This is a genomic window from Aeromonas sp. 600276 (assembly GCF_049175815.1).
Classification (GTDB): domain Bacteria; phylum Pseudomonadota; class Gammaproteobacteria; order Enterobacterales; family Aeromonadaceae; genus Aeromonas; species Aeromonas dhakensis.
In genome coordinates, this window is sequence record NZ_JAAKVU010000010.1 from 14,469 (window position 1) to 38,247 (window position 23,779).

General features: G+C 62.8%; 20 protein-coding genes. 9 read left to right on the top strand and 11 right to left on the bottom strand.

Translation table 11 applies throughout. The annotated features are described in order from the left end of the window. Positions 1 to 24 precede the first annotated feature (24 nt). The 5 genes from cyoE to cyoA are packed head-to-tail and all read right to left on the bottom strand — an operon-like array spanning position 25 to position 4,924. Complete coding sequence (gene cyoE / locus G5134_RS11550) at positions 25 to 921, bottom strand: heme o synthase (RefSeq protein WP_095592355.1); 897 nt, start codon at positions 919 to 921, stop codon at positions 25 to 27. A gap of 11 nt (positions 922 to 932) precedes the next feature. After that, entirely contained in the window at positions 933 to 1,262 is a 330-nt protein-coding gene (locus tag G5134_RS11555; protein WP_005302933.1) for a cytochrome o ubiquinol oxidase subunit IV, read from the bottom strand. Continuing rightward, on the bottom strand, positions 1,262 to 1,873 hold the full coding sequence (locus G5134_RS11560; RefSeq protein ID WP_005302934.1) for a cytochrome o ubiquinol oxidase subunit III: 612 nt from the start codon (positions 1,871 to 1,873) through the stop codon (positions 1,262 to 1,264). Before G5134_RS11560 ends, G5134_RS11555 begins: the two co-directional genes overlap by 1 nt. A gap of 4 nt (positions 1,874 to 1,877) precedes the next feature. Beyond that, entirely contained in the window at positions 1,878 to 3,854 is a 1,977-nt protein-coding gene (gene cyoB / locus G5134_RS11565; protein ID WP_005302935.1) for a cytochrome o ubiquinol oxidase subunit I, read from the bottom strand. Continuing rightward, positions 3,854 to 4,924, bottom strand: coding sequence for a cytochrome o ubiquinol oxidase subunit II (gene cyoA, locus G5134_RS11570; RefSeq protein ID WP_082038360.1), 1,071 nt, complete (start codon positions 4,922 to 4,924; stop codon positions 3,854 to 3,856). The genes cyoB and cyoA overlap by 1 nt, the downstream gene beginning before the upstream one ends. Before the next feature lie 607 nt (positions 4,925 to 5,531). On the opposite strand from cyoA, the gene G5134_RS11575 reads away from it, so the two are divergent. Continuing rightward, the gene (locus G5134_RS11575) at positions 5,532 to 7,457 is read left to right on the top strand and encodes an NAD(P)-binding protein (protein ID WP_421232018.1); all 1,926 of its coding nucleotides are present in this window, start codon (positions 5,532 to 5,534) and stop codon (positions 7,455 to 7,457) included. Beyond that, entirely contained in the window at positions 7,454 to 8,647 is a 1,194-nt protein-coding gene (locus G5134_RS11580; RefSeq protein ID WP_368160567.1) for a cytochrome c, read from the top strand. Before G5134_RS11575 ends, G5134_RS11580 begins: the two co-directional genes overlap by 4 nt. 62 nt (positions 8,648 to 8,709) lie before the next feature. On the opposite strand, the gene G5134_RS11585 is transcribed toward G5134_RS11580, so the two are convergent. Together G5134_RS11585 and G5134_RS11590 are read right to left on the bottom strand one after the other, a co-directional pair. Continuing rightward, the gene (locus G5134_RS11585; protein WP_017780689.1) at positions 8,710 to 9,045 is read right to left on the bottom strand and encodes a DUF3634 family protein; all 336 of its coding nucleotides are present in this window, start codon (positions 9,043 to 9,045) and stop codon (positions 8,710 to 8,712) included. Between the two features lie 121 nt (positions 9,046 to 9,166). Continuing rightward, positions 9,167 to 10,135 carry a nucleoside hydrolase gene (locus G5134_RS11590; RefSeq protein ID WP_421232019.1) on the bottom strand — a complete coding sequence of 323 codons (969 nt, stop codon included), beginning with the start codon at positions 10,133 to 10,135 and terminating at the stop codon, positions 9,167 to 9,169. A 292-nt stretch (positions 10,136 to 10,427) separates the two neighbouring features. On the opposite strand from G5134_RS11590, the gene G5134_RS11595 reads away from it, so the two are divergent. After that, a complete protein-coding gene (locus tag G5134_RS11595) occupies positions 10,428 to 10,985 on the top strand; it encodes a HutD family protein (RefSeq protein WP_065016955.1) in 558 nt (185 codons plus the stop codon). Positions 10,986 to 10,999: 14 nt separating this feature from the next. Here G5134_RS11595 and G5134_RS11600 read toward each other — a convergent pair whose 3' ends face one another. Next, positions 11,000 to 11,206, bottom strand: coding sequence for a hypothetical protein (locus G5134_RS11600; protein ID WP_010633391.1), 207 nt, complete (start codon positions 11,204 to 11,206; stop codon positions 11,000 to 11,002). A 192-nt stretch (positions 11,207 to 11,398) separates the two neighbouring features. Further along, positions 11,399 to 11,839: an azurin gene (gene azu, locus G5134_RS11605; protein ID WP_005302949.1), complete on the bottom strand. Its 441-nt coding sequence runs from the start codon at positions 11,837 to 11,839 to the stop codon at positions 11,399 to 11,401. Positions 11,840 to 12,171: 332 nt separating this feature from the next. On the opposite strand from azu, the gene G5134_RS11610 reads away from it, so the two are divergent. Further along, on the top strand, positions 12,172 to 13,212 hold the full coding sequence (locus G5134_RS11610) for an FAD:protein FMN transferase (RefSeq protein WP_065016954.1): 1,041 nt from the start codon (positions 12,172 to 12,174) through the stop codon (positions 13,210 to 13,212). Positions 13,213 to 13,366: 154 nt separating this feature from the next. On the opposite strand, the gene G5134_RS11615 is transcribed toward G5134_RS11610, so the two are convergent. Then, positions 13,367 to 14,572, bottom strand: a complete 1,206-nt coding sequence (locus tag G5134_RS11615) for an MDR family MFS transporter (protein ID WP_065016953.1) — start codon at positions 14,570 to 14,572, stop codon at positions 13,367 to 13,369. 258 nt (positions 14,573 to 14,830) lie between these two features. Further along, positions 14,831 to 15,256 carry an Hsp20/alpha crystallin family protein gene (locus tag G5134_RS11620; RefSeq protein WP_065016952.1) on the bottom strand — a complete coding sequence of 142 codons (426 nt, stop codon included), beginning with the start codon at positions 15,254 to 15,256 and terminating at the stop codon, positions 14,831 to 14,833. 255 nt (positions 15,257 to 15,511) lie between these two features. Here G5134_RS11620 and G5134_RS11625 point away from each other — a divergent pair, with 255 nt between their 5' ends. From G5134_RS11625 to G5134_RS11645, 5 genes are all read left to right on the top strand, one after another. Beyond that, complete coding sequence (locus G5134_RS11625; RefSeq protein ID WP_010633387.1) at positions 15,512 to 17,158, top strand: tetratricopeptide repeat-containing response regulator; 1,647 nt, start codon at positions 15,512 to 15,514, stop codon at positions 17,156 to 17,158. 60 nt (positions 17,159 to 17,218) lie between these two features. Beyond that, a complete protein-coding gene (locus G5134_RS11630; RefSeq protein WP_017765686.1) occupies positions 17,219 to 18,181 on the top strand; it encodes an ion channel in 963 nt (320 codons plus the stop codon). 126 nt (positions 18,182 to 18,307) lie between these two features. After that, the gene (xthA, locus tag G5134_RS11635; RefSeq protein WP_005302963.1) at positions 18,308 to 19,114 is read left to right on the top strand and encodes an exodeoxyribonuclease III; all 807 of its coding nucleotides are present in this window, start codon (positions 18,308 to 18,310) and stop codon (positions 19,112 to 19,114) included. Positions 19,115 to 19,453: 339 nt separating this feature from the next. Further along, on the top strand, positions 19,454 to 20,653 hold the full coding sequence (locus tag G5134_RS11640; protein WP_005302965.1) for an efflux RND transporter periplasmic adaptor subunit: 1,200 nt from the start codon (positions 19,454 to 19,456) through the stop codon (positions 20,651 to 20,653). A gap of 9 nt (positions 20,654 to 20,662) precedes the next feature. After that, the gene (locus G5134_RS11645; RefSeq protein ID WP_065016951.1) at positions 20,663 to 23,767 is read left to right on the top strand and encodes an efflux RND transporter permease subunit; all 3,105 of its coding nucleotides are present in this window, start codon (positions 20,663 to 20,665) and stop codon (positions 23,765 to 23,767) included. Positions 23,768 to 23,779 lie beyond the last annotated feature (12 nt).

Consider the following 23,779-nt stretch of genomic DNA (forward strand, 5'->3'; position numbering starts at 1 on the left):
ATTTTAGGGGGGCAAGTCACACTATCAGGGCAGCATACTCACCAGCACCGCAGGCTCTGCCTCCGGCTGGAAGTCCACCGACATCATCACGCTCAGGCAGGTAATGGTGACGATGGAGAACATGAACAGCTTGCGCGCCCAGAGGGAGTCATCCACCGCCGCCTTGTAGCCAGACAGCGCCATCCCCAGCCACCAGACGCTGACCGCGGTGGCCACCACCAGATACTTGTAACCGGCATAACCGCCGAGGAACAGCATCAGGGTCGGCACCATAAAGGCCAGGATGTAGAGGGTGATGTGCAGCTTGGCCACCGGGATCCCCTTCACCACCGGCAGTACCGGGATGTTGGCCGCCTGGTAATCCTTGAAGCGGAAGATGGCGATCGCATAGGAGTGCGGCATCTGCCACAGGCTGAAGATCGCCAGCAGGATCAGCGCCCCCGAGTCGAACTGACCGCTCACCGCGCAGTAGCCGATGACCGGCGGCGCGGCGCCGGAGAGGCTGCCGACCAGAGTGCCGTAGACCGAGTGACGCTTCATGTAGAGGCTGTAGACCCCCACATAGACAATGAAGCCCAGCACTGCCAGCAAGGCGGCCAACGGATTGGCCGCAAAGTAGAGCAGTGCAATGCCCGCAATGCCGAGGGCGCTCGCGTACCAGAGCGATACGCCGGGGGCGATCAGACCCTTCACCAGAGCACGGTTCTTGGTGCGCTCCATGATGCAGTCGATGTCCCGGTCGATGTAGTTGTTGAACACGCAACCGGAGGCGACCACCAGTGATACACCAGCCATGGTCAGGATGAAGAGGGGCACATCCAGGCTCCCCTTGGAGGCCAGCAGGAACCCTCCGATAACCGAGATGAGGTTACCGAAGATGATGCCCGGCTTGGTCACTTGCAGGTATTGCTTCATCATCATTGCCAACCTGCTCAGTGAACCATCATGTTGATGTTGAGGTTGTACATGATCCACAGGGAACCCACGACCACGATGGCGATGATGAGCACGGTAAAGATCAGTGCCACCAGGTTCCAGCGCTCCTCGGACGAGGTGTTCATGTGCAGGAAGTAGACCAGGTGCACGAAGATCTGCACTACCGCCATGCCGACCACGGTGGCCAGCACGGTAGTGTGGGAGGCAGAACCGTCCATCACCATCCAGAACGGCACTGCGGTCAGGATCAGGGACAGCACGAAGCCGATCAGGTAACTCTTGGCGCTGCCGTGGCTGGCGCCGTGATTGTCAACGGAATGACTCATTACATGACCCCCATCAGATAGACCACGGTGAAGACGCAGATCCACACCACGTCGAGGAAGTGCCAGAACAGGCTCAGGCACATCAGACGGGTACGGTTGCGATCGGTCAGCCCCTTCTTGGCTACCAGCACCATCATCACGATGATCCAGACAAGACCGCTGGTCACGTGGATACCGTGGGTACCCACCAGGGTGAAGAAGGCGGAGAGGAAGCCACTGCGATCCGGACCGTAGCCCTCGGCAATCAGGTGATGGAACTCGTAGATCTCCATCGCGATAAAGCCGGCACCGAACAGGAAGGTGATGAACAGCCAGGTATTGACCGCCGCCACCTTGTTCTTGTTCATGGCCAGCATGCCAAAGCCAAAGGTGATGGAGCTCAGCAGCAGCAGCATGGTTTCGGCAAACACGAACGGCAGTTCGAAGATGTCCTTGCCGCTCGGGCCGCCGGCGGTGCCGTTGACCAGGACCGCATAGGTCGCGAACAGGGTCGCGAACAGGATGCAGTCACTCATCAGGTAGATCCAGAAGCCGAATACCTTGTTGGCGCCGGCATCATGGTGCCCATCCTCATGGGCACCGTGAGTGTGATGTAGAACGTCAGTCGCCATGGAATTAAGCCACCTTGTTGAGATTTTCAAAATGCTGACGCTCGATCCGCTCGATCTCGTCAACCTGCACGTAGTAGTCCACGTCGTCATTGAAGCTGTGGATGATCCAGGTGGCGATCATGCCGACGAAGCCGGCGATGGCCATCCACCAGATGTGCCAGATCATGGCAAAGCCGAACAGGGTGCTGAAGGCGGCGATGATGACGCCGGCTCCGGAGTTTTTCGGCATGTGGATCGGGTCATAGTGCTTGGGCTGCTGATAGGCAGAACCGTCCTGCTTGGCTTCCCAGAACGCATCCAGCCCTTTGATCTTCGGCTCGATGGCGAAGTTGTAGAAGGGGGGCGGCGAGGAAGTGGACCACTCCAGGGTACGGCCACCCCAGGGATCGCCGGTCAGGTCGCGGTTCTTCTCGCGGTCGCGGATGCTGACCACGATCTGGATCACCTGGCACAGTACGCCCAGCGCAATCAGGCCGGCGCCGCAGGCAGCCACCACCAGCCAGCCGTGGAACTCGGGATCGATGTTCTGGCTGACACGACGGGTCATGCCCATGAAGCCCAGCACGTAGAGCGGCATGAAGGCGACGAAGAAGCCGGTGATCCAGCACCAGAAGGCGCGCTTGCCCCAGACGTCATCCAGCTTGAAGCCGAACGCTTTCGGGAACCAGTAGGTTATACCGGCGAAGCAGCCGAACACCACGCCGCCGATGATGACGTTGTGGAAGTGGGCGATCAGGAACAGGCTGTTGTGCAGCACGAAGTTGGCGGCCGGCACGGAGAGCAGTACCCCGGTCATGCCACCCACGGTAAAGGTGATGATGAAGCCGACGGTCCACAGCATGGGTGAGGTGAACTCGATGCGACCGCGGTACATGGTGAACAGCCAGTTGAAGATCTTCACCCCGGTCGGGATGGAGATGATCATGGTGGTGATGCCGAAGAAGGCATTCACGTTGGCGCCGGAGCCCATGGTGAAGAAGTGGTGCAGCCAGACGATGAAGGAGAGCACGGTAATGGCGATGGTCGCCCACACCAGGGAGGTGTAACCGAACAGCTTCTTCTTGCAGAAGGTCGCCACCACTTCGGAGAAGATCCCGAACACCGGCAGTACCAGGATGTACACCTCGGGGTGACCCCAGGCCCAGATCAGGTTGATGTACATCATCATGTTGCCACCCATGTCATTGGTAAAGAAATGGGTACCCAGGTAGCGGTCTGCGGTCAGCAGGGCGATGGTGACGGTCAGGATCGGGAAGGAGGCGATGATCAGCACGTTGGCGCACAGGGCGGTCCAGGTGAACACCGGCAAGCGCATCATGGTCATGCCAGGGGCGCGCATCTTGATGATGGTGGCGAAGAAGTTCACGCCGGTCAGCAAGGTCCCCAGACCCGAGATCTGCAGACTCCAGATCCAGTAATCGACCCCGACCCCCGGACTGAACTCCAGCCCCGACAAGGGCGGATAGGCCAGCCAGCCGGTCTGGGCGAATTCACCGACCCCGAGGGAGACGTTGATCAGCACCACGGCCGCGGCGGTGAACCAGAAGCTCAGGTTGTTGAGGAAGGGGAAGGCGACGTCACGGGCACCGATCTGCAGCGGCACCACTATGTTCATCAGACCGATCACCAGCGGCATGGCCACGAAGAAGATCATGATGACGCCGTGGGCGGTGAAGATCTGGTCGTAGTGGTGCGGTGGCAGTATGCCCTCGCCCCCGGCCGAGGCCATGACCTGCTGGGTACGCATCATCACCGCATCGGCGAAGCCGCGCAGCAGCATGACCATGCCGAGTATGAGATACATGATACCGAGGCGTTTGTGGTCGACCGAGGTCAGCCACTCTTTCCACAGATATTGCCACTTGCCGAAATAGGTGATGAGACCGGCGATACCCAGCCCACCCAGAATGATGCCGGCGATCGTGACCATGATGATGGGTTCATGGTACGGAATGGCATCGAGAGTTAATTTTCCAAACATCAGTTAGTACCCGCTTTCACAGTCTTGTCGGCCGGCATGTGACCGGCGTGGTCCATCTGCTCGCCCTGGGCCTCATGGTGCATGGCGTCGCCGTGCTCCATGCCTTCATGGCTCATGGAGGCGTCATGCTCCATGCCTTCGTGGCTCATGGAGGCATCATGCGGCATCGCGGCCTGCGCTTCGCCGTGCTGCATGGCGGCGTGCTCGCCGTGCTTCATGTCGCCCATGAACTTGTTGATGATGTTGACGAACAGCTTGGGATCGGCGCTGGCGAAGTACTCCACCGGGTGGTTTTCGCTCTTCTTGGCCAGGGCATTGAACTCATCCATGGTGTTGAGCGCCTTGGAAGAGGCTTTCACCTTGGCGACCCAGGCGTCGAAACCGGCCTGATCCTGCGTGGCGATGGCGTTGAACTTCATGCCGGAGAAACCGGCGCCGCTGTAGCCACCCGAGATGCCCTTGTACTGGCCTGCCTCGTTGGCAATCAGGTGCAGCTTGGTCTGCATGCCCGCCATGGCGTAGATCTGGCCGCCCAGCTGGGGAATGAAGAAGGAGTTCATCACGGTGTCGGAGGTCACCCGGAAATTGACCGGGGTGTTGACCGGGAATGCCAGCTCGTTGACCGAGGCGATACCCAGCTCCGGATAGACAAACAACCATTTCCAGTCAAGGGAGATGACATCGACCTGGATCGGTTTCACCTCGGATTCCAATGGTTTGTAGGGATCCAGAGAGTGGGACGTTTTCCAGGTAATCACCGCCAGGATGGCGATAATGATGACGGGTACGGTCCAGACGACCGCTTCAATCTTGTTGGAGTGGGCCCAGTCAGGCGCATAGGTGGCATTGGTGTTGGACGCTCGGTATTTGTAAGCGAACGCCACTGCCATCACGATCACGGGCACCACCACGATCAGCATCAAGCCGAGTGCGGTCAATATCAGTGACTTCTGCTCCAGACCAACTTGCCCCTTGGGGCTCATCAGCGCCATGTCGCAGCCGCTCAGCAAGCCGGCAGTCGCGAGCAACAGCAAAGCGCCCAAGCCCCTCTTTACATCAAAAGGTCTCATGCAATGTCCTCATCTTCGCAAGGCTAAAGTGGTAAGAAAAACGCAGCATTCTATTTCACCGGGGGGGGATGTGAACAACATGAAAAATTAATCTTTCACTTGTGTGCGGTTTGCGATTTCTGTGTGTCGCATGTTAATGGCTTGACGCCGCTGAATTTATCCATATCGGGCCGTTCTCAATTAATCAGCGGCTGGCTCAATTTTACTCAATCAGCGTTGATTAAATGACCACTTCGTCGTTTAACCTTTTATTTCACAAGGATAAAGGGCGTCATTTGGTGGCCTTGCGGTGAAAAATCAGGCGATAATCAGGCCCTGTTTGTCGACCATGGCCGAATAAAGGTGAGACTCGAAATTAACCATAATTAATCAAATTAAATTTCAATTAATTCCTTGGTATTGATGTGCCTTTGCCCCACAAACATGCATATTTCATCCATCTCACCGCCATGACCATCACATGATCCCCCATTTTGTTTAATAAGTTATTATCAAAGCCATGGACTCCATCGGGATATAGCGGTAGGTTGCGCCCCTTCGTTACTCGTCAGTCACGAATTCAACCCTATCCCACTTCTCATTCGACTCTTCATTTACAGGGATTGCCATGAGCATCACACGCAGAGACTTTCTCAACGGCGTCGCCATTGCCATTGCGGCCGGCGTCGCCCCCATCCAGCTGCTGCAGGCAGCCGAAGGCGGCAAGGCGCTGGCCGAGAAGACGCTGGTCTATCCGCCCGCTCTCACCGGCCTGCGCGGCAACCATCCGGGCTCCTTCGAGCCGGCTCACAGCATCGCCCGCGATGGCAAGCAGTATGACTTCGCCCACCTCCCGCTGGAGGGCGAGTACGATCTGGTGATCGTCGGCGCCGGCATCAGCGGCCTCTCCGCCGCCTGCTTCTACCAGCAACTGCTCGGGGCGGACAAAAAGATCCTGCTGCTCGACAACCACGACGACTTCGGTGGCCACGCCAAGCGCAACGAGTTCACCACCCCGGATGGCCTGCGGCTGGGTTACGGCGGCAGCGAATCCCTGCAATCGCCGCGCTCCGTCTACAGCCCGGTGGCGCTGGGGCTGCTCAAGGCGCTCGAGGTCAACATCGACGAGCTGGCCAAAGGCTTCCAGCAGACCTTCTACCCGGATCTGGGCCTGAGCCGCGGCGTCTTCTTTGACGAGAAGCACTTCGGGGTCAACAAGATAGTGAGCGGCGACCCGGGCCACAGCGTGGCCGACGACATCCCGCGCGATCGCTTGAACGGCCGGCCGCTGGCCGAGTTCATCGGCGACTTCCCGTTCGACGACACCGACAAGGCCGCCCTGCTGGCGCTGCACGAAGAGAAGACCGACTACCTGCACGGCATGACTCGCGAGCAGAAAGACGCCTGGATGGAGAGCAACAGCTACACCACCTTCCTGCGCGACAAGGTAGGGCTGAGCGAGCGGGCCATCACCTTCTTCCAGCAGCGTACCGACGACTTCCAGGCAGTCGGCATCGATGCCACCTCCTGCGCCGACGCGCGCCTGTGCGCCCTGCCGGGCTTTGCCGGCATGGATCTCACCCCGCTCGATGCGGAATCCCAGGCCGAGCTGGACGACCCCTACATCTTCCACTTCCCGGATGGCAACGCCGGCCTCACCCGCTTGATGGTGCGCAAGCTCATCCCGCAGGTGGCCCCGGGCCACACCATGCAGGACGTGGTGCTGGCCAGGTTCGACTACAGCCAGCTCGACCGCCCCGAGCACAAGGTGCAGCTGCGCCTTGGCAGCACGGCGCTGCAGGCCAGAAACGTGCCGTTCAAGGACGGCAAACAGGGGGTGGACGTCACCTACATCAAGGAGGGCAAGCTGCACCGGGTGCAGGCCAGACAGTGCATCATGGCCGGCTACAACATGATGATCCCCTACCTGGTGCCCGAGATGCCGGCGCCCCAGAAGGAGGCGCTGCGCCAGAACGTCAAGGCGCCGCTGGTCTACACCAAGGTGGTGATCAGAAACTGGCAGCCGTTCGTCAAACTCGGCGTGCACGAGGTCTATGCCCCGGCCGCCCCCTACAGCCGGGTCAAGCTCGACTACCCGGTCGACCTCGGCGGCTATGAGCATCCCAAGAACCCGGATCAGCCCATGTGCCTGCACATGGTCTATGTGCCGACCCTGCCGGGCAGCGGCCTCTCGGCCCGCGAGCAGTCCCGCAAGGGGCGTGCCATGCTCCTCGGCATGCCGTTCGAGCAGCACGAGCAGATGATCCGCGAGCAGCTGCAAGCCATGCTGGGCGAGGCCGGCTTCAACCATGAGCAGGATATCCTCGCCATCACGGTCAACCGCTGGTCCCACGGCTATTCCTACATCGCCAACTCCCTGTTTGACGATGAAGAGCAGTCGGAGCGCTTCATTGAGCGGGGTCGCCAGCCGGTAGGCAACATCACCATCGCCAACTCGGACGCGGGCTGGAGCCCCTATGCCCACGCCGCCATCGACGAGGCGTGGCGCGCCGTCAACGAGCTGGTCGCCCTGACCAAGGGAGGTGCCAAATGATCCGTTCCCTGACTGCCAGTGCCGTGCTGCTGGCCCTGCCCACCTTCGCCCTGCAAGCCGCCCCCGCCATGTCGGCGGGTGAATACGTGGCCAAGCTGGGGGACTGCGCCGCCTGCCACACCAGCGAGGCGAGCAAGCCGCTCGCCGGCGGCAAGGGTTTCCCCACCCCGGTCGGCACCGTCTACGCCACCAACATCACCCCGGACAAGACCCACGGCATCGGCAACTACAGCCTGCCCGAGTTCATCAAGGTGATGCGCGAAGGGATCACCCGCAGCGGCGACCCCCTCTACCCGGCCATGCCCTACACCGCCTACGCCAAGATGAGCGATGAGGATCTCACCGCCCTCTACCACTACCTGATGCAGGATGTGCAGCCGCAGGCCATTGCCAACAAGGCGAGCGACATCCCCTGGCCGCTCAACATGCGCTGGCCCCTCAGGGGCTGGAACTGGCTCTATCACGATGACGGCCGCTTCACCCCGGTCGCCGGCAAGAGCGAGGAGTGGAACCGTGGCGCCTATCTGGTGCAGGGAGCGGGCCACTGCGGCAGCTGCCACACCCCGCGCGGGATCGGCATGCAGGAGAAAGCCCTGACCGAGGCGGATCCCCTCTATCTGAGCGGCGCCACCCTGGATGGCTGGTATGCCCCCGACATTCGTGGCAGCCGCTACGACAAGCAGGCCCTCATCGATCTGTTGAAAACCGGCCGCAGCCAGCATCAGGCCGTCAGCGGCCCCATGGCGGAAGTGATCACTCACAGCAGCCAGTACTTCAGCGACGCGGATCTGGCCAGCATCGCCACCTACCTGACCGGGCTGGATGACGATGCACCGGCCGCCAGGGGCAACCGGGCCTATGCCAGTGCCGGCGGCAAGGCGGATTACGCCATGTACTGCTCCACCTGCCACGGCAACGACGGGCGCGGCAACGACCACGTCATCCCCTCCCTGGTCGGCAACCAGACCGTGCTGGCCGAGGACCCGAGCAGCCTGCTCAACGTGCTGCTGCACGGCGCCGAGACCCCGGTCACCCAGGGCCACATCGGCTACCACATGCCGGGCTACGGCTGGACCCTCAACGACCAGCAGATCGCCGAGCTGGTCAACACCCTGCGCGCCTCCTGGGGCAATGAAGGGGTGGCCATCAAGCCGGAGACGGTCAAGGCCCAGCGCACCCTGCACCCATAGGTCACGCCGACCATAACGAAACGGGCCTCCAGTGGAGGCCCGTTTGCTGTGTGAGTGACAACTCACCCCTTGCGCGGTTTGGAGCCGGAGAGCGGCACCGCCCCCAGCCGGTAATCGCCATAGGGGAAGATGTTGCGAAAACGCTGGGCCACCGGCTCCGGAATGGAGCGGGAGAAGACCAGCTTGACCCCATCGCCATCGCGCTGACCCAGGATGCGCCCGCGCACCGTCTCGTGACGCAGGATCTGTCTGGCATGCTCGATGAATGCGGGCGACACCTTGCCCCGCTTGACCTGCACCTTGCCGGGGGCAAGCCGGATCTCGAACAGGGCGCCACGCCCCAGCTTCATCAACCACCAGATCAGGGCAATCGCCACCAGCAACGACAACCAGGCCATCCTGTTTCTCCTTCTTCACACGGTTGCTGTCAGTATAAGCCGCAACTGGCCCCCGATTGTTTGGTGCGGATCACAGCCGTACCTCAAGTCCGACCGCAAGCCACCCTGCTCGCCGAGCCCTCTAGCGGTTGCGACCCCAGGCCACCAGCGTCTCCCGATAGAGTGCCAGCAGCGTCTGATCCCGTACCGCCACCCCGACCTGCTGGGCCGGATGATCGGCCCACTCGTCGTGGGGGTGGGACTTGCCGTCAAATTTCTGCAGGGTGTGGCCGATGGCTGGGCCCTCGTTGATGACCCGCACCGGCCCCGCGCGCAAGGTGAACAGGGTCGGATCGATCACGTAGGCGATGGCGGACGGGTCGTGCACGTGGCAACCGTCGAGCCCGATCCGCTCGGAGTAGAAGCGCAGGTAGAAGCGGCTGACATCCCACAGGAAACGGCCCGGCTCGCCCGCTTCGTCGCGCAGTGCGTCCAGATAGGCGCTGCTGAAGAAACTCTGCTGGGTCACGTCCAGCCCGATGATCACCACAGGCCAGCGGGCGGTGAATACCCGGTCGGCGGCATCCGGATCGTCGTGGATGTTGGCCTCGGCATAGGGGGTCACATTGCCGCGATGGCCGTTGACGCCGAAGGCGCCGCCCATCACCACCACCTGCTTCACCAGGCCGGCAATCTCGGGGGCCGCCTGCAGCGCCAGCGCCAGGTTGGTGAGCGGCCCTATGGTGACCAGAGTGATCTCGCCGGGAGCGGCCTTCACCGCCTCGACTATGTATTGCCAGGCCGGCCGGGGATCCGGCGCCAGGGTCACCTCCCCCGCCGTCACGTCGCCAAACCCGCTCGGGCCGTGCACCACAGTGGTCGGGCCCACCGGCTCGCGCCGCAGCGGGGCGGCCGCCCCCTGCGCCACATCCGCCTTCATGCCATATTGCTGCTTGAGCCAGAGGGCGTTGTGGGTGCCGTTCTCGATGGTGGCATTGCCAAATACCGTGGTGATGGCAAGCAGCTCGATGGCGGGGTGGGCTTCGGCAAACAAAATTGCCATGGCGTCATCGATACCGGGATCGGTATCCAGAATGATCTTGTGAGTCATGGGGCCTCCTTGGGCAACAGAACCGCCAGTGTAGCGAGCCGCCGCCGCTTTAACAGCGACGGGATCACAGCCTGCCGTTTTGCCCTCCCGCCGCCCCGCAAAAGTGGTTGCGTTTCATACAGCCGCGACGGACAAGCAGCCAACGCAAGGGCGATGGCTGGCCTGACTGATGAAACTGATGAAATAGTGGGCGGGCAGTGCTGGACAGGCAGACGCAACCTTGTGGGCCGGCGGGCGGGATGGTATCACTGGGCCACACAATTCACTCCGCTCACCACCTGCCGAGGCGCCATTGATCACCCTGATAAAAGAGTCCGACCAGCTGAAGATGCCCTGGAAGAACAAGCAGGGCACCACAGCCCAGATCCTCATCTCCCCTGCCGGCGCCAGCCTCGACAAGCTCGATTTTGCCTATCGGCTGAGCTCGGCGCCCATCAAGGGGGCCGGCCCCTTCTCGAAATTTCCCGGCTATCAGCGCATCCTGCTGCCCATCAGCGGGGCCGGCTTCGTGCTCAACGGCCACCCCTACGCCACCTTCGAGGCGGCCCACTTCAGCGGGGATGACGACACCCACTGCGAGCTGCTGAAAAAAGAGGTGACGGATCTGGGGCTCATCTATGATCCGGCCCGCCTCAGCGCCAATGTGCGGGTGCTCAACCTCCCCTTCCCGCTCAGCCTCACCCTGGAAGCGGACAAGACCTATCTCTGCTACCTGCTGAGCGGCCAGCTCACGGCGGCGGGCCAGCCCATGGCGGTCAACGAAACCCTGCTGATCAGCGGCGAGCAGAGCATCCAGTTCGACTGCCAGAAGAAGAGCGCCATCGCCTTCTTTACCCTGCAGCCCAGGTAGGTGGCTGGCGCCGGTCAGCGTTTCGGCGCCCGGCCGCCGCTGTCGAGGCAGGCCTGCATGGAGTCATAGGGGGTGTAGTGCTTGGTGCGGCTGTAGTAGGTCCCCCCCTTGGGATGACAGATGCCGTTGCGGCTCTTCTTCACCGGCGGCTCCGCTGCCAGCGCAATGGCGCATACCAGCAGCAGGCAACAGCCGACCACCCAGTTGATGGCGTATCTCACGACAAACGACTCCTCTCACGCGGACCATCAGGCCCGAAAGGGGCCTATCTTACCCGCTATGCTCCCCACTCACCCCGCGCCGGATCATAAAACGGCACACAGCTCCCGGTGCAGAGCCAGGGTTCCCTACGGCATGGCAAGCGGCCACAAAAAAGCCGGGCACTGCCCGGCTTCTGAGTCGGCACAACGTGCTTAGCCGACCTTGAAGGTGCCCTTCATCATGGCGAAGTGACCGGGGAAGGAGCAGAAGAAGGTGAGGTCTTTGCCGGCCAGGCCGTCGGTCTTGAAGGTGACGCTGGTGCTCTCGCCGCCGCCCACCAGCTTGGTGTGGGCCAGTACGCGGGGATCATCCTTGGGCAGGTAGTTGTTCTCGGCACCGGCACTCATGCCCGCGGTGGCAACGGCCTGATAGTCGGCGGTGTTGGCCAGCGCCCAGTTGTGGCCCATGGCGGTCACCGGCATCTTGCCGGTATGGTTCAGGGTCACGGTCACCTCTTTGCAGGTGGCCGGTACGCTCATCTCCTTGAGGTTGTACTGCATGGCATCATTGCCTTCGATGACCAACGCGCACTCATCGGCCAGAGCCGGGGCAGCCAGGGTGCTCAGAAACAGCAGGGTAATCGCCTTTTTCATCATCCTCTCCTTTGATTGGCAATAGATGGCAACACAATTGCCTGCAGGCTCGCACCATGGCTGGCAAACATGCTGTCAAAATCGACCTTATTCTACTCAACTGTCGTCATTCGGCTATGCCTTTAGCGCAAAGCTGCGGGTCAGGTCACCAGATTGTTCCCATTATTTGACTGGACAAACCGGCCGCGCCGCCCATTAACCACTCTTTGTTTAATTATCTCCCGTGCTTTTCTCCAGCCGACGCTCGCCCGCCGCTGCGCCCTTGGCTAAGCTGGCGACCCCGGCACGCGGCCAAGGCCCGAGCCATCCGTTTTTAGCCAGAGAGATCCCGTATGTCGCTCCTTGCTCGCCCGGCCCCCCGCGGCCTGTTGTTGACCCTGCTGCTGATGCTGACCGCCTGTCAGCCAGCCCCGACCCAGACCCGCATCCAGGGCAAGACCATGGGCACCTATTATGCGGTGACCCTGAGCGACCCCTTCCCGGGCGGGGAGCCTGCACTGCAGCAGGAGGTCGACGCCCTGCTGGCGCGCATGAATCACGAGATCTCCACCTACGACCCGAACTCCCTCATCTCCCGCTTCAATCAGGGCAGCGGCCAGCCACCTATGGCCATTCCCGCCACCATGGCCAAAATCGTGCAGCAGGGCATCGATGCCGGCCATCTCACCAAAGGCAAGCTCGACGTCACCGTGGGCCCGCTGGTCAACCTGTGGGGATTCGGGCCGGACAAACGCCCCATCAAGCGCCCCAGCGCCGAGCAGATCGCCAGCGCCCGCCAGAAGGTGGGCATCGACCGGCTGACCTTGACCCCAGAGGGGGATCACTTCCTGCTCGGCAAGGGCATTCCCGATCTCTACCTCGATCTCTCCACCCTGGGCGAGGGGGCGGCCTCCGACGAGATTGCCGGCCTGCTGGAGCAAAAGGGGGTGCACAACTACCTCATCGAGGTGGCCGGCGCCGTGCGCAGCAAGGGCAACAACGCCAAGGGCAAACCCTGGCGGGTGGCCATCGTCGAGCCGTCCGACCAGCCCGGCGCCTTCTCGGACGTGGTGATCCCCAACGGCATGGCCCTCAGCACCGCCGGCAGCTATCGCAACTACTACGAGCTCGACGGCCAGCGCTACTCCCACATCATCGACCCTGCCAGCGGCCAGCCCATCACCCACAAGCTGGTCTCCGCCAGCGTCATCACCCCGACTGCGCTCGAGGCCGACGCCCTCGACACCGCCCTCATGGTGATGGGGCCGGAGCAGGCGATGGCCTTTGCCAGGGCGCATGGGCTCGCGGTCTACCTCATCGTCAAGACCGAGCAGGGCTTCGCCGCCAGCCATACACCCCAGTTCGCCCCCTATCTGGTGGCCAAACAGCCATAAACTGGCAGCCATAACCCAGCCACCATAAAAAAGAGGCCCCGCAGTGCGGGGCCTCGTTGTTTTCAAGCCGGCGTGATTCGATGGGAATGCAGTGAGGCATTGGCGCATCCCCTCGGCGACAGCAAACCAGTGAGCGCCGTCAACGCGCTGCGTGTTACTCCTCGCAGCCGGCAGGCCCGGCCGACGGACGCGCCTCCCGGCGACCCATCCCGTAGAGGGCAAACACCAGCATGCAGATCGCGGTCATCACGGCGAACAGGGCCGGGCCACCCCACACTTGCAAGAACCAGCCCCCCACCATAGGCGAGAACGCCCAACCGAGCCCGGCCAGGGCGCTGGCGCCGAAGTAGCTCCCCTTGAGGTGGGCCGGCGCCATCTGGTCGATCAGCACGTTGAAGAGCGGGAACAGCACCGCCTCCCCCACGCTCAGCAAGAACATCGCCACCAGCCAGGGCCACAGCAGGGCCGGGCTCGACAGGGCGAACATCACCTGGGCCGATGCCATCAGCAGGATGGAGAACTGCAGCCGCAGGCTCACCCGCCAGCGCCGGGTCAGGTGCAGCAGCGGAAACTGCAAGGTGATGATGGTGAGCGCATTGGTGGCCACCAGCAGGGCCACCAGCGTCTCCACCTCGGGGGCGCCGGCGCGGGTCAGGTACTGGATCAGCGGCGACTCCACCTGGGCATAGACCAGATTCATCAGCAGGTTGGCGAGGATGAACAGCATGAAGGCGCGATCCCGCCCCACCACCCTGAGCATGGCCCCCAGGGAGAGACCCGCATCCGGCCGGCTGGCGCAGTCGCGACGAAAGCCGAGCAGGAAGGCGATGCCGAGCAGGCCATAGCTGGCGGCCGTCACCACGAAGGTCTCCTGGCGCGCACCCAGCCCCACCATGACGCCGATGAGGGGCCCCACCCCTGCCCCCACGTTGAGCAGGAAGTAGCGCAGGTGCAGAGCCAGCTCCCGCAGCGCCTTCTCGGGCAGCAGATCCCCCATCAGCGCCTTGCCCGGGGTGTCGATAAAGGCGTAGGAGAGCCCCGACCCAAACACCCCGAGGGTGATGAGCCAGAGGGAGTGGCCGAATCCGAGCAACAGGTAGGCACCGCACGACAGGGCGCAGCCGAGCAGCAGTATGGTGCGCCGGCCGAGCCGGTCGGAGAGCCAGCCGACGTAGAAGCCGATGAGGCAGGAGAGCACGGCCGCGCCACCCAGCAGCATCCCGATACCGGAGGCTGACAGGCCATACTCCCGGTAGAGCAGGATGGAGAGGAAGGGCCAGACCATGAAGAAACTGGTGCGCACCATGAAGGTGCCCAGGATCACGATCCAGACCAGCGGGGGAAAGGGTGGCAGGCGCATGGGAACTCCTTGTCGCGCAATGGTGGCTGATCCGCAGGGGAAAGCATTCAGTGGTATCAAAAGAAACCCACTTGCACAATCCCCTTCTGAAAAAATCCACCCGGAGGGGCTGTGCCGGAGCCGAGCGGGGGCGGCCTTGTGATCAGGAACGAGTCGGGGTCGCCGCCAGCTATCCCTGCCCTCTCCCCGGCCTGCTCCCCAACCGCCATAAAAGAGCGAGGCCCCGCACTGCGGGGCCTCGTGGTGTGCAAGCCGGCGCTACTCGATGGGGATGCGGTGGGGCGCCGGGGTCACCGCCTGCTTGGGCAGTTGCAGGGTGAGGATACCGTTGTCGAAGCGGGCGACCACCTGCTCCGGCGTCACCTCCACCGGCAGTTCGACGGTGCGCGATACGCTGCCGAAATAGCGCTCGCTGCGCAGGGTGCGCTCATCCTTGCTCTGGCTGTCGTGCTGGCGGATCTCCGCCTTCAGGGTCACCAGCTTGCCGTGCACATCCACGTGGATGTCCTCCTTCGCCACCCCGGGCAGTTCCGCCTGCAGCAGATAGCCGCCGTCGCTCTCCTTGAGGTCCAGCTTGATCTGGCTCGGCAGCGGATCCCCGTGCAGGGGCCGGATGTAGAAACCGGAGGCCATGTCGTGAAACAGGTCATCAAACAGACTGGTACGGCCTGGTAGCAAACTCATTTGATTCCTCCTTGTGGTCACTGGATGGTCGAAGGCAGGCCCGCGGCCCGCCTCTTTTCAGTCTAAAAACCGGCGTGGGCGCCGCCAGTGCAATCCAGCGCCCGCTTGACCGGGATCAAGGGCCGCGGCGGTTTTTTTCAGGCCCGGCGCCCCCTTGCCAGAGGAAAAACGGCGGCGGCATGGATGTTCAATTGCCTGTCTGCGCGCTTTGGTGGCACACTTCTGTTATCCGCCCGTAGCGCCCTGACCAGACAGATGCAGACACCGGAATCCGAGCCAGAGAAAAAAGCCCCACCCAAACCGAAGCGCATCCTGCTGGTCAATGAACAGCGCTCCTTTCAGGTGATGATGAAGGCGATGCTGATCAACATCGGCATCAGTCGCATCACCTATGTCAACTCGGCCGAAGAGGCCAGACGGCGCTGCCAGAAAGAGTCCTTCGACATCTACCTCATCGATTACGAGCTGGGGGTTGGCGAGAACGGTCGCCAGCTGCTGGAGAGCCTGCGCGACCAGAAGCTCATCCCGCCCCAGAGCGTGGTGATCATGGTGAGCGGCGACAGCTCCCGCGCCATGGTGCTGAGCGCGCTGGAGGCCGAGCCCGACGAATACCTGATGAAGCCCTTCTCCCAGGAGCAGTTCTCGTTTCGCCTCAAACGTGCCCTCGCCCGCCGTCAGGCGCTGGAGAGCGTGTTCAGCGCCCTCGCCGAGGAGAACCTGACCACCCTGCTCGCCGCCTGCGCCGAGCGGGCCGATGCGGTGCCGCGCTTTGCCAACTTCTGCCGCTGTCTGCAGGCCGATACCCAGCTCAAGCTGGGCCAGGCCAAGGAGGCCCGCAGCCTGATGCGCCAGCTGCTGGCCGGCCAGGAGAACAGCTGGGCCCGCCTGACACTGGGCAAGGCGTGCCACACCCTGGGTCTGCACGAGGAGGCGGTGAGCCACCTGCAGGCGACCCTCAAGAACACCCCGCTGATGGTGGAGGCCCACCTCTGGCTGGCGGAATCCCTGCTGGCGCTCGGCAATGACGAGCAGGCCCAACAGGAGCTCAAGCGGGCGGTGGATATCTCGCCCCAGTCGGTACAGCTCTCCCGCCGGCTGGCGGAGGTGTGCCTGCTGCGCCACGACTACGCCCAGGCCAAGGACGTGCTGCTCTCCCTCATCGACCTGTCGCGCAACTCGATCCACCGCACCCCCCACTATCTGGGGGCCTATATCCAGGCGCTGACCCTCTACGCCCTCAACAGCAACGACATCTACCACATCGCCAACCTGCAAAAGCAGGTCAACTCTGCCCTGTCGCGCATTCGCGACTCGTTGATGATGGCGGAGTTCAACTACCCGGTATTCGAGCAGATCTGCCAGGCCCGGGTGCAGATCGCCCTGGGGGAGCTGCTCAAGGGCAAGAAGATGCTCTACCGCGCCAACCAGAACTGGCTCGATCAGCCGGCCACCATGCCCCCCAGCCTGCTGGGCGAGACCATACTCGCCCTCTATCAGCTCGGCGAGTTCGAATACGCCGAGAGCCTGCAGGCACTGCTGGCCGAAGACGAGGATCGGCTGCTCACCACCTGCATCCAGGCCACCCGCGACGACAAGACGGTGCTGGAACGCCGCCAGCGCTACCAGCAGCTCAACGAGCTGGGCATCAAGGCCTATCAGAGTGGCGAGCTGGAACAAGCGCTCGGCCACTTTCGCGAGGCCCTGCGCCGGGCCCCCGCCAACACCGGCGCCGCCCTCAACAAGATCCAGGTGCTGCTGCAGCTGATGCAGAAGAATCGCAAGAGCCCGGAGTTTGGCGCCGAGTGCAAGGAGACCCTGGAGGTGCTGGACGGTATCCCCCTCAACCCGGCCCAGCAGGACCGTTTTCGCAAGCTGCGTCAGGAGTTTACCCAGCTCAGCTGACCCCGCTCGCCGGCCGCTCGCCTATGCTGATACTGACTCGGCAAGGGGAGGAGACGGGCGATGGCCATGTGTCGATATCTGGTGGCGGATGGCCGCCACTGCAGCGAAGAGGCGGGGGAGCATGATCTGTGCCGCTGGCACGATCCCCATGGCCAGCATCAGGATCCCCACACCGCCCGCGAGCTGGAGCACTACGTCCACCAGGGCGGCCTGTGCCACGGCCTGCAACTGGCCCGCGCCAACCTGGCCGGGCTCAATCTGGTGAAGAAGGGCGCGCCGCACGGCTTTCTGCTGGAGCAGTGCAATCTCTACCGGGCCAATCTGCAGGGGGCTCACCTCTACGGCCTGCGCATGAAGGGGGGCAGCCTGATGAAGGCCGATCTGAGCGATGCCAACCTGCACTGCGCCACCCTCGACGACGTCAACCTGCTCGGCATCCGCTGGCACAACACCCGCCTCGACAACCTGGATACCGGCAAACGGCTGATGCAGGACAGAAAGGGGCGCCGCGAGCGGGACCCGGCGCAGGCCCGGATCTGGTTCAAGGAGGCCGAGGAGACCTACCGGGATCTGCGCAAGGCCTCGGAAGCCCAGGGCATCTTCACCATGTCCGGCCGCTACATCCAGCAGGAGCTCACCATGCGCCGGCTGCAGCTGCCATTCTGGTCCGGCCGCCGCTTCACCTCCTGGATCGTCGATCTCTTCTGCGGCTACGGCGAGGCCCCCATGCGGGTGGTGCTCTTCTCCCTGCTGCTCATCTTCATCTGCAGCCTCTTCTACTTCTTCTTTGGCCTGAGCTTCAACGGCAACCACCTCGTCTATCGGCCCGGCGCCCCTTTCGAGCAGAACGCCATCTTCCTGCTGGAGTGCCTCTACTACAGCGTGGTGACCTTCACCACGCTAGGGTACGGGGATTTCACCCCGGTCGGGCTGTCGCGGATCTTCGCCGCCTTCGAGGCCTTCACCGGCAGCTTTACCCTGGCGCTGTTTGTGGTGGTGTTTGTCAAGAAGATGACCCGCTGACAACCTCTCGCGACGGCTCGTGAACAGGTTACCGAGCAGCTGCGCCAGTCACAGCCCCCGAACTTGCATCCACGGCGGATTCCTAGTCCAATAGCCACTTATAAAAATGACATGAGCATCCCGGACATGAAGATCATCTCTTTCAATATCAATGGCCTGCGCGCCCGTCTGCACCAGCTGCAAGCCATCATCGACAAGCATCAGCCGGATGTGATCGGCCTGCAGGAGATCAAGGTACACGACGAAGCCTTCCCGCTGGCCGACGTGGAGGCCATGGGCTATCACGTCGAGTTCCACGGCCAGAAGGCCCACTACGGGGTCGCCATCATGAGCAAGCAGAAGCCGGTCAAGGTGGAGAAAGGCTTCCCCACCGACGATGAAGAGGCCCAGCGCCGCATGATCATGGCCACCTTCGAGCGCGAAGACGGCTCCCTCATCAAGGTGATGAACGGCTACTTCCCGCAGGGTGAGAGCCAGGATCACGAGACCAAGTTCCCGGCCAAGCAGAAGTTCTACGAGGATCTGCAGCACTACCTCGAGACCAATCACACCCCGGGTGACCAGCTGGTGCTGATCGGGGATATGAATATCTCCCCCACCGATCTCGACATCGGCATCGGCGAGGCGAACCGCAAGCGCTGGCTGCGGGATGGCAAGTGCTCCTTCCTGCCCATCGAGCGCGAGTGGATGGAGCGTCTGAAAGGGTTCGGCCTGACCGACACCTTCCGCGCCGCCAACCCCACCGAGTGCGAGCGCTTCTCCTGGTTCGACTACCGCTCCAAGGGCTTTGACGAGAACCGCGGCCTGCGCATCGACCTCATCATGGCCTCCGACGCCCTCAAGGACAAGGTGACCGAGACCGGCATCGACTACGAGCTGCGCGGCATCGAGAAGCCCTCCGACCACGCCCCCATCTGGGCCTGCTTCGCCTGACAATGACAACTGAGGGGGCATTTGACGCCCCCTCTGTGACCAAGCCCCCACTTCCCCCGTTTTTTCCTTCTTATAATTTCTCCCTGAGCCCTCGCATCCGGGCAACACCACGCCGAAAGAGGCCTGCGGGCTGACACCGACTGTCGCTGGCCCCTCGCCCCCATGCCGCCAGATGCAGACAACTTTCACTGCCGAGCAGCTTGGGTTCAATATTCGTGCTTTATCATTAAAAAACTGTCAGTAATCCAATAAGTTAAATTTGTAACCATGCAGTTAACCATGTTCATGAAGAGAAAGGGTGGGCGCGGCAATCGTGCACCATCCCACAGGAGTGTGATGATGAAGGTGCAATCCGTCAGGGAAGAGATGTTCAAGCGCGGCTGTATCGCCCTGGCACTGGCCAGCGCACTGACCGCCTGTGGTGATGAACCCGCCGCCGGTGCCCAGGCACTGCCGCCGGTGCCCGTGGTGGTGGCCGAGGTCAAGCTGACCGACGTGCCGCTGACCACCGAGATGGTGGGCGAGACCGCCGGCTTTCGCGAGATCGACGTGCGCTCCCGGGTGAGCGGCATCCTGCTCAAACGGACCTACATCGAAGGGCAGCCGGTCACCGCCGGTCAGGCGCTGTTCCTGATCGACCCCGAGCCTTACAAGGTGGCGCTGGAGCAGGCCAAGGGCACCCTGGCCCAGGAGCAGGCGCGCCTCAACAAGGCTCGCGCCGACCGCGATCGCATCATCCCGCTGTTCAAGCGTCAGGTGGTGAGCCGCAAGGACTATGACGACACCATCGCCAACTACGAAGCCGCCGTCGCCAGCCACCAGGCCGCCCAGGCCAAGGTGAAAGAGGCCGAGCTCAACCTCAGCTATACCCAGGTCACCGCCCCCATCAACGGCATGGCGAGCAAGAGCTCCCAGTCCGAGGGGAGCCTCATCTCCACCAGCGGCGAGAACGGCCTGCTCACCACCATCACCCAGTTCGACCCGCTCTACGTCAACTTCTCCTACTCGGAGCAGGATCGCCTCAACTTCGATAATGCGGTGAAGCAAGGGTTGATTGAAGCCAAGGACGCCACCAACTGGCGTACCCACATCCGGCTGGCCGACGGCTCCGTCTATCCCCAGGCGGGCAAGCTCAACTTCTCCGACAGCCGGGTCGACCCGGCCACCGGCACCATTCGCGCCCGCGCCATCTTCGACAACAAGAACGGGGTTCTGCTGCCCGGCCAGTTCGTGCGCATGACCATCGATCTGGGCACCCGCAAGAACGCCATCGTGGTGCCGCCCCGCGCCATCGTCCAGTCCCAGGCCGACCGCATGGTGATGGTGGTGGATGCCGACAACAAGGTGGTGCCCCGTCCGGTCAAGCTGGGGTCGGTGGTCGACAGCGGCGTATTGATCGACAAAGGCCTGCAGGCCGGCGATCGCTACATCGTCGAGGGGCTGATGAAGGCTCGTCCCGGCGCCGTGGTCAAACCGGTTTCCGCCGAGGAGATGAAGGCGATCAACGCCAAGATCACCCAGGGTGCCGCTGGCAAATAAGGAGCCCCCATGTTTTCCAAGTTCTTTATCGAACGCCCCATCTTCGCCAGCGTGATTTCGATCATCATAGTGCTGGGCGGGATGGCGGCAATGCGCGCGCTCCCGGTGGAGCAGTATCCCCAGATCACCCCCGCCGTGGTCTCGGTGACCGCCTTCTACCCGGGTGCCACCCCGGAGGTGATCTCCCAGACCGTGGCCGCCCCCATTGAACAGCAGGTCAACGGGGTCGAGAACATGATCTACATGCAATCCGGCTCCGCCTCCAACGGCCAGATGAACCTCAACGTCTACTTCGACATCGGGGTGGATCCCGATCAGGCGACCATCGACGTCAACAACCGGGTCTCGGCCGCCATGGCCCAGCTGCCGGAAGAGGTGAAGAAGCAGGGGGTGACGGTGCGCAAGAAGTCCACCTCCATCCTGCAGGTGATCACCCTGCAGTCCCCCAGCGGCTCGTTTGATACCACCTATCTGTCAAACTACGCCCTGCTCAACATCATCGACGAGCTCAAGCGGATTCCCGGCGTGGGGGACACCTCCCTGTTCGGCGGTACCGACTACGCCATGCGGATCTGGCTGCGCCCGGACCGGCTGGCCCAGTTGCAGCTCACCCCGAGCGACGTGATAGGCGCCATCCGCGAGCAGAACACCCAGTTCGCGGCGGGTAAGATCGGCTCCCAGCCCACCAGCACCCCCACCGACTTCACCTACACGGTGCAGACCAAGGGGCGCCTCGATGACGTGAAGGAGTTCCAGAACATCATCATCCGCGCCATGCCGGACGGCTCCAAGATCCGGGTCAAAGACGTGGCCCGGGTCGAGCTCGGCGGCAAGGACTACGACGTGCTGGCCCGCGCCAACGGCAAGCCGGCCATCGGTATCGCCACCTACCTGCAACCGGGTGCCAACGCGGTGGCGGTGGCCGATCAGGTGCGCGAGACCATGGATCGCCTGCAGGGCCGTTTCCCGCAGGACGTGGAGTACCAGATCCCCTACGACACCACAGAGTTCGTGAAGATCTCCATCGAGGAGGTGGTCAAGACCCTGCTCGAGGCGATCGTGCTGGTGTTCGTGGTGGTCTACCTGTTCCTGCAGAATTTGCGCGCCACCCTGATCCCCTGTATCGCGGTGCCGGTATCACTCATCGGTACCTTCGCCGGCATGCTGATGCTGGGCTTCTCCATCAACCTGTTGACCCTGTTTGGCATGGTGCTCGCCATCGGTATCGTGGTGGATGACGCCATCGTGGTGCTGGAGAACGTCGAGCGGATCATGAGCGAGAAGAAGTGCTCCGCCAAGGAGGCCGCCATCCTCGCCATGCAGGAGGTCTCCGGCCCCGTGGTCGCCATCGTGCTGGTGCTCTGCGCCGTGTTCCTGCCGGTCGCCTTCATGGGCGGCATGACCGGGGTGATGTACAAGCAGTTCGCCATCACCATCGCCGTGTCGGTGGCCATCTCCGGCCTGGTGGCGCTCACCCTGTCGCCTGCCCTGTGCGCCATCCTGCTCAAAGAGGGCCACCACCAGCCGGCCCGCTTCTTCGTCTGGTTCAACAATGCCTTTGATCAACTGACCCGCCGCTATGTGCGCGGGGTGGCCTTCCTCAACCGCCGGGTCGGCGTGGCCTTTGGCATCATCGCCATCATCCTCGCCAGCAGCTATGTGCTGTTCCACAAGGTGCCGGGCGCCCTGGTGCCGGACGAGGATCAGGGCTATCTCATCGGCTCCGTGATGCTGCCCGATGCCGCCGCCCTGACCCGTACCCAGGCGGTTGCCAATGATTTTGACAAGATGGCCATGGCCAACCCCAGCGTGAAGGACGTGGTCACCTTCTCGGGCTTTGACATCCTGTCCGGCTCCATCATCAGCAACCGCGGCCTCACCTTCATCACCCTGAAAGACTGGAAAGAGCGTCAGGGCGAGGGGCAGGACTCCTTCTCCCTGGCCAAGACCTTCCAGGGGATGAGCCTGATGGGGCTGGCCGATGGCTTCACCGCCACCTTCAACCCGCCTCCCATCCAGGGCATGTCCACCACCGGCGGCCTCGAAGGCTATCTGCAGAACCGCGGCACCGGCGACGTGCACGCCTTCGCGGGCGAGGTGCAACGCCTGATCGATGCCGCCAAGCAGCGCCCTGAGTTCGCCAGCGTGAGCACCACCTTCCGCGCCAACGTGCCCCAGGTCTACCTGGATCTCGACCGCGAGAAGGCCAAGGCGCTGGGGCTGCCCATCAACGCCGTGTTCGACACCATGCAGGCCACTTTCGGCCAGGTCTACGTCAACGACTTCAACCAGTTCGGTCGTACCTACCGGGTCCAGTTGCAGTCCGAGGCGGACTACCGTGCCAAGAAGGATGACATCCGCAACGTCTATGTCCGCTCCAACAGCGGCGAGATGATCCCCCTCACCAGCCTGGTAACGGTGCGCGATGCCACCGGCCCCGAACTGGTGGAGCGTTTCAACATCTTCCCGGCCGCCAAGATCATGGCCCAGCCGGCGCCTGGGGTGAGCTCGGGTCAGGCCATTGCCGCCCTGGAGGAGATCGCCGCCCAGACCCTTGGCAACGACGCCAAGCTGGAGTGGACCGGCGCCGCCTACCAGGAGAAAGCGGCCGCCGGCAGCGCCGCCACGGCGTTTGGCTTTGGCATCGTGATGATCTTCCTCATCCTGGCCGCCCAGTATGAGCGCTGGAGCCTGCCGTTTGCGGTGATCACCGCCGTGCCGTTCGCCCTGTTCGGCGCCCTGCTCGCCACCTGGGCCGTGGGGCTCACCAACAACGTCTACTTCCAGATAGGTCTGGTGACGCTGGTGGGGTTGGCGGCCAAGAACGCCATCCTGATCGTGGAGTTCGCGGTGATGAAGCATGAAGAAGGGATGACCCTCATCGAGTCGGCCCTGGAGGCGGCGCGCCTGCGTTTTCGCCCCATCGTGATGACCTCGCTGGCGTTTATCCTCGGCTGTGTGCCCCTGGTCACCTCCAGCGGCGCCGGCGCCGCGAGCCGCCACGCCCTCGGCTGGCCGGTCATCGGCGGCATGCTGGCGGCGACCTTCATCGCCATCTTCTTCATCCCGCTCTTCTTCCGCCTCATCATGCGGAGCTCGGAAAAACGGGCCTGACCACTCAAGTCA